Annotated in this window: 5 protein-coding genes and 1 tRNA gene; 2 read left to right on the top strand and 4 right to left on the bottom strand. The window is 63.1% G+C overall.

What is annotated here, in order from left to right:
• From VK519_RS16070 to VK519_RS16055, 4 genes are all read right to left on the bottom strand, one after another.
• The coding region (locus VK519_RS16070; RefSeq protein ID WP_324351406.1) for a hypothetical protein at positions 1–316 on the bottom strand (316 nt) is incomplete at its 3' end.
• A 65-nt stretch (positions 317–381) separates the two neighbouring features.
• Positions 382–471 (bottom strand) — tRNA-Ser (locus VK519_RS16065).
• A 75-nt stretch (positions 472–546) separates the two neighbouring features.
• Positions 547–1827, bottom strand: coding sequence for a serine--tRNA ligase (gene serS, locus VK519_RS16060; protein WP_324351405.1), 1281 nt, complete (start codon positions 1825–1827; stop codon positions 547–549).
• 71 nt (positions 1828–1898) lie between these two features.
• The gene (locus VK519_RS16055; RefSeq protein ID WP_324351404.1) at positions 1899–2504 is read right to left on the bottom strand and encodes a hypothetical protein; all 606 of its coding nucleotides are present in this window, start codon (positions 2502–2504) and stop codon (positions 1899–1901) included.
• Positions 2505–2956: 452 nt separating this feature from the next.
• Between VK519_RS16055 and VK519_RS16050 the strand changes: the two genes are divergently transcribed.
• Both VK519_RS16050 and VK519_RS16045 read left to right on the top strand, forming a co-directional pair.
• The gene (locus VK519_RS16050; RefSeq protein ID WP_324351402.1) at positions 2957–4258 is read left to right on the top strand and encodes a carbohydrate-binding protein; all 1302 of its coding nucleotides are present in this window, start codon (positions 2957–2959) and stop codon (positions 4256–4258) included.
• Between the two features lie 340 nt (positions 4259–4598).
• Positions 4599–6900: protease pro-enzyme activation domain-containing protein (locus VK519_RS16045; protein ID WP_324351401.1), on the top strand; the 2302-nt coding region annotated here is incomplete at its 3' end.

Here is a 6900-nt window from a genome sequence, read left to right as displayed (position 1 = left end):
AGCATCTTAGGCAGTGTGCGTCACCGGATGGGTCGCCATTCGCGTCAGCGATGTAGATTCCACTGAGCTTGCGCACAATGGTCGCCTTGGTCTCGAAAGCTTCCTCAAGCTCCCTGTTCCTAGCCTCGACCTTTCCCACCGCTTCCTGCGCGTCGACCAACGCGAGTTTGGCGTCAGCGAGCGAAGACATCATTTCCGCGAGTTGCAACTTCAGCGAGGCAGTCGCGACACTGCTACTTGCCCCTATGACTGCCTTCGCCAGCTCGGTTGTCGCTTTCACGGCCCCCAGCGCGGCCGAAATTTCAGCGATAGCCATTTAGGTGGGTCCTTTGATGGGTTAAAGAGAAAATCCGTTATAACTCTTTGATTCCATTGACCATCTGGCGGAGAGAGTGGGATTCGAACCCACGGTAGGCTTACACCTACGGCAGTTTTCAAGACTGCTGCCTTAAACCACTCGGCCATCTCTCCGTTGTTTTTCCAGCCAGGCGCATTGCACGCCTGGGTCTCACCGAACCATTGTACCGTGACCTTCGCCGGCTTGCCTCAGGCAATCGCCTCAAGCCCAGCCATATAGGGCCGCAGCACCTTCGGCACCTCGATCGAGCCATCCTCGTTCTGGTAGTTCTCCATCACCGCCACCAGGGTCCGGCCCACGGCCAGGCCCGAGCCGTTGAGCGTATGCACAAGCTCGGGCTTCCCCGTCTCCGGGTTCCGCCAGCGCGCCTGCATCCGCCTAGCCTGGAAATCCTCGCAGTTCGAGCAGCTGGAGATCTCGCGGTAGGTGTCCTGGCTGGGTAGCCATACTTCCAGGTCGTACGTCTTGGTGGCCGCGAAGCCCATGTCGCCGGTGCACAGCAGCACCTTCCGGTACGGCAGGCCCAGCTTCTGCAGCGTTACTTCGGCGTGGCCCACCATCTCTTCCAGTTGCGCATGCGACTGCGCGGGGCTGGCGATCTGCACCATTTCAACCTTCTCGAACTGGTGCTGGCGGATCATGCCGCGGGTGTCGCGGCCGTAGCTGCCCGCTTCGGCGCGGAAGCACATGGAATGTGCCGTCATGCGCATGGGCAGCGCGTCGGCTTCTATGATCGAATCGCGCACCAGGTTGGTCAGGGCGACTTCCGCCGTGGGGATCAGGTAGCGCTTGGTGTCGGCCACTTGCGTGGCGAAGAGGTCTTCTTCGAACTTCGGCAGCTGGCTGGTGCCTTCCATCGCGTCGGCGTTGACGATCAGCGGCACGTTGCATTCCAGGTAGCCGTGCTGCGTGGTGTGCAGGTCCAGCATGAACTGGGCGAGCGCGCGGTGCAGGTGGGCCAGCTGGCCGCGGAGTACCGTGAAGCGGGCGCCGCTTAGCTTTGCGCCGGCGTCGGCATCGAGCCAGCCGTGGCGGATGCCAAGGTCCACGTGGTCTTTCACCTTGAAGGTGAATCCGCGCGGCTGGCCCCACTTCAGGATTTCCTGGTTGTCGTTTTCGTCCTTACCCACCGGCACGCTTTCGTGCGGCAGGTTGGGGATGCGAAGCGCGATGGCGGCGAGCTTTTCCTGGGCGTGCAGCAGGGCTTGCTCATTCGCCTTGAGCTTGTCGCCGATGCCGGCGACCTCGGCCATCAGGGCGGCGACATCCTCGCCCTTGGCCTTGGCCTGGCCGATCGACTTCGAGCGGGTGTTGCGCAGGTTTTGCAGTTCCTGCGTGGCGGTGGCCAGCGTCTTGCGCTCGGCCTCCAGCGACTCGACCTGGGCGATGTCCAGGTCGAAGTTGCGGGTGGTTTTAAGGCGCTCGGCGGTTTCGGCCAGGCGCCCGCGCAGGAGCACGGGATCCAGCATGGGTAGTTCCGGTCAAATCAAGGAGTTGACCGGAGATTATCTGGTCCCGATGCCAAAATGACAACGCTCAGTTACGGCCCCTTGCTCTGGCACGGGACGTAATCCCCGCGCTCCTTCGCTCCGCGGCCCAGCCACCAGGCCATCGCGGCGCCGGCGATCAGCCAGCCCACCAGCTGATAGGCGAAGGTGCCGCCCACCAGCGCCGTGGGGAACGAGTACCAGTTGCCGAACGGCACGATGTTGGCCAGCACGCCGAACAGGCCCATCAGCCCGGCAATGACCACCCGCCGACAGAAGCTCATGGCGGCCGCGGCCAACACGAAGGCAAGGAACAAGGCACACAAGGTATCGCCTATCCACTGCACCACCAGTTGGTGGCCCATGGCGGTCATGTCCCGTGGCTCGCTGCGCAACACCACGAAGGCAAAGGGCTCGCGGCTGGATTTCTCGGCCATGGCCTTGACGGCGGTGGCGTCACCCATGTGCGCCGGATCCGGCGACGGCAGCAGGAAAGCGTGATTACCTGCGGGCAACGCCACCTTCAGCGCGGCCAACGCGATGTCTTCATTCACGGGCTGGGCAAAACCCGCCTCGCCCAGCGGTGTGGCCATGTGGGCGATTGCGCCCCAGATGAACATGACGATCCCGCCCAGAATCCCAGCGATCACGATACGCATGCGTCTACTCCCCTCCCTAAGGTGTGACGGACCATAGCGCGTTATTCGGCACGGGAAACATGTCCGTGGCAGTGGGGGTCAGAGTTATCACTCTGACCCCTTGCCGACAACGTTGTCAGATCGGACAAGCCCGGCACTTTGGCGCAGCCGACGTCGGGCGCTGCAGCGCAGCGTTGCAAAATGCCTGTCGTGGAAGGTTTTCGGTCTCAATCGGCCTTGCATCGCAGCATAAATGGTTAAAACTCAAACGTTTACGTCTTCACAACCGCCATCACACTTTGTTGGTTTGCCAATAGACAACGTTGTCATTCAGGTCTACACCGGTCTGCGTTCTCGGTTAGCGGCAAAGCGCAAGGACGCGGCACGAGCGGTGAGGGGCGCCTCGGGGGAGTCGATGGCGCACCGCTCGATATTCCTTCCATGGCGGTACACCTAAACCGGAGGCAACACCCATGAACCTTAAGACGTCCGGCCTTGCGCTCGGAACCCTTTCCAGTGCGCTCGGCGCAGCACTGGCCACCCTCGCCCTTTCCGCCGTGCCCGTACAGACGGCGGAAGCTGCAAGTAGTTGCGCAGCAGCCTGGAGCGCTACCCAGGTATACACAGGCGGCAACACCGCCAGTGAGAACGGCAACAACTACATCGCCAACTGGTGGACCCAGGGCAACGACCCGGCCACCAGCAGTGGCGGCAGCGGCTCGGGGCAGCCGTGGACGTCGCAAGGTTCGTGTACGGGCGGAGGTGGCGGGACCACTCCGCCGCCGGTGGATCCGCCGCCGCCGACCAACCCGCCGCCGGCCGCAGGCTCGCTGGTGTTCAGTCCTTATAAGGACATCACCATCAACCTGGACTGGAACACCAACATCATGTCCACGCTGCTCACCGGCACGCGTATTCCGGTGGTGGGCAGTGGCAGCCTGGTGTCCACGCAGGTGCCTAACCTTGGCGCCATTACGCTTGCCTTTGCCACGGGCGAATGCGGCAGCGAAAACTGGGGCGGCGTGCCGGGTGCCGCATTCGCGTCGGCCAATATTGCAAGGCTCAATAGCGCAGGCGTGAACTACATCGTCTCCACCGGTGGCCAGGCTGGCGTCTTCAGCTGCGGCAGCACGGCCGGCATGGCGTCGTTCCTTAGCAGGTATGGCGGCTCTCACCTGATCGGCATCGACTTCGACATCGAGGGCGGCCAGTCGGCGGCCACGATCAATGGGCTGGTGTCGTCGGCTGTGTATGCGCAAGGCCTGAACCCGAACCTGCGCTTCTCCTTCACCCTGGCAACCCTCGGTGCATCCGATGGCAGCTTCGGCGGCGTGAACTCGCTGGGCGATAGCGTGATCAAGGCGATCAAGGCATCGAGCCTGCAGAACTACACCATCAACCTGATGGTGATGGACTTCGGCGGCGCAGGCGCGGGCGTGTGCGTGGTGAGCGGCGGCGTGTGCAACATGGGCCAGTCCGCGATCCAGGCGGTGAAGAACCTGCAGCACACCTACGCCATTCCGTTTAGCAAGATCGAACTCACGCCGATGATCGCGTTGAACGACAACACGACGGAAACCACAAGCATCGCGGACGTCGACACCATCACCGCGTACGCCGCCACCAACAAGCTCGCCGGCGTGCACTACTGGTCGCTCGACCGTGACACCCCCTGCCCCGGCGGCTCCACGGGCTTCGCCTCGCCCACCTGCAGCTCGATCAACTCCACCACGCTGCAGTTCACCAAGCGGTTCCTCAGCGACCTCGGCCGCTAACCCTCTGGGGAACCGAAGGGAGCGTCGTGCTGCGGCACGGCGCTCCCTTTTTTCTTTTGCACGAGCCCCTACGCGGAAACGGCAAGTTCTATGTGATTGATCTGTGACCGTCATCGTTTGCGGATGGTCAAAGTAATGACGTGCTACGCAAAACCGTCAACCTGACCAGGGTTCGAAAGATTGACGAAAGCTGGGCCTGCCAAGTCTCGATGTGGGGAGGGGCACAGGCTGGAGGGCCTATGTGCGTCATTCCCGTACGACGCAGTACTCGTTAACGAAGTACCGGAGCCGCCCGGCATGGGCCGGCGGCACGTCTATGGGTTGAATAAAGGACTTACGAATGAAGATCGATGGTTCGAACAAGTCATTCCGCAAGACGCTTCTTGCACTGGCCGTGGGCGCGGCCGTGCTTTCGTTCTCGGCGCATGCCGCGGACAGTTGGGTGGGTACAAACACACGGGCTGCCATGCAGGCGGCCGCCGCCAGCAACGTTGCCACCGCGCAAAGCGTGGCGGCCACGGGCTATACGCTTAATGTCACCGGTTCACCGCACATCGACGGCGGCGTGGTCACGGCGCTTACGCCCAGCCATCCGCTGCATGTGGAAGTGAGCCTGAAGTTGCGCAACCCGGAAGACCTCGCCGCGTTCAACGTGGCGGTGAACCAGCCGGGCACGGCCGAATTCGGCAAATTCCTCACCCCGGCGCAATTCAAGGCGCGCTTCGCGCCCACCGACGCCCAGGTGCAGAAGGTGGTGGCCCACCTGACGCAAGCTGGCTTTTCCAACATCCAGGTAGCGCCGAACAACCTGATGGTTTCCGCCGACGGTACGGCCACCAACGCCACCAACGGCTTCAACACCACCATGAAGTCGTTCACGGCCAACGGCCGCGACTTCTACGCCAACGACCAGCCGGCCATGGTGCCCGCGGCGCTGGGCGATTCCGTCAACGCCGTGCTGGGCCTGCAGAACGTGTCGGTGAAACACACGCTGCACCATGTGTACCATCCCGAGAACATCGTGGTGCCTGGTTCCAGCGCCACCCCGCAGGCCGCCGGCACGATCGGCGCGCACAACCCGCAGGACTTCGCCACGATCTACGACAAAGGCTCGGTGCCTGCAGCCACCAACACCGCGGTGGGCATCATCACCTGGGGTTCGATGACCCAGACCATCAAGGATCTGAAAACCTTCACCACCAATGCGGGCCTGGCCACCGTCAATACGCTGGAAACGCGCGTGGGCAGCGGCACCTTCGCCAACGACAACGACAGCAACGGCGAGTGGTCGCTCGACAGCCAGGACATCGTGGGCACGTCCGGCGGCGTGAAGCAGCTGATCTTCTATACATCAGCCAACGGCAACAGCAGCAGCTCGGGAATTACCGACGCTGGGATTACCGCCACCTATAACAAGGCCGTCACCGACAACATCGTCAAGGTGATCAACGTGTCACTGGGTGAAGACGAAACGGCCGCCGAGCAGTCGGGCGTGCAGTCGGCGGACGATGCGATCTTCCAGCAGGCCGTGGCGCAAGGCCAGACCTTCTCGGTGAGCTCGGGCGATGCCGGCGTCTACCAGTGGTCCACCGATCCGCAATCCGGCTCGCCGGGTTATGTGGCGAACTCCGCCGGCACCGTGAAGATCGACCTTACCCACTATGGCGTGAGTGAGCCGGCCAGCTCTCCGTACGTGATCCAGGTGGGCGGCACCACGCTCTCCACCACCGGTACCACCTGGACGGGCGAAACGGTGTGGAACGAAGGCCTGTCCCAGATCGGACCGCCGACGTATACCAACGAGCGCCTGTGGGCGACGGGCGGCGGCACCAGCTTGTTCGAGACGGCTCCGGCATGGCAGAAGACGGCGCTGGGCTCGAGCACCACGCATCGTGTGGGCCCGGATGTGTCTTTCGACGCGGCATCGTCGTCGGGCGCATTGATCATCGTGGATGGATCGACCGAGCAGGTGGGCGGCACCAGCCTCGCCTCGCCGATCTTCGTCGGCGTGTGGGCGCGTATTGAATCGGCGGCGAACAACACCATCGGTTTCCCGGCGTCGAACTTCTATGGCGCCTTCCCCACCAACACGGCGATCCTGCATGACGTGACCTCGGGCAACAACGGTTACCAGAGCCACGGCTACACCGCCACCACGGGCTTTGACCAGGCCACCGGCTACGGCAGCCTGGATATTTCCAAGCTCAACACCTATGCCCAGGCCAACTGGGCCACGGGTGGCGGCGGCGGTACCAACGTGCCGCCGGTGGCGAACTTCAGCGTGGTCACCAGCGGCCTTACCGCCACCTTCACCGACAGCTCCACCGATAGCGATGGCAGCATCGCCTCGCACAGCTGGTCCTTCGGCGATGGCAGCACGTCCACGGCCACCAGTCCCAGCCACACCTATGCGGCTGCAGGTACCTATAACGCTACCGAAACGGTCACCGACAATGGCGGCGCGACGAACTCGAAGTCGTCCTCCGTCACGGTTTCCAGTGGCGGCGGCGGTGGCGGCAATGTGCTGCAGAACGGCGTGGCGGTGACGGGCCTGTCCGCGGCGCACAACGGCAAGCTCAACTACACCGTGGTTATTCCTTCCGGCGCGACGAACCTGAAGATCGCCATCAGCGGTGGCACCG

It is taken from the genome of Pinirhizobacter sp. (assembly GCF_035317885.1).
Classification (GTDB): Bacteria; Pseudomonadota; Gammaproteobacteria; order Xanthomonadales; family Rhodanobacteraceae; genus Pinirhizobacter.
This window is presented reverse-complemented; position numbering and strand designations above follow the sequence as displayed.

Coding starts and splice junctions, on each gene's coding strand:
- serS (WP_324351405.1), bottom strand. CDS start 1,827: ATGCTGGATCCCGTGCTCCTGCGCGGGCGCCTGGCCGAAACCGCCGAG.
- VK519_RS16055 (WP_324351404.1), bottom strand. CDS start 2,504: ATGCGTATCGTGATCGCTGGGATTCTGGGCGGGATCGTCATGTTCATC.
- VK519_RS16050 (WP_324351402.1), top strand. CDS start 2,957: ATGAACCTTAAGACGTCCGGCCTTGCGCTCGGAACCCTTTCCAGTGCG.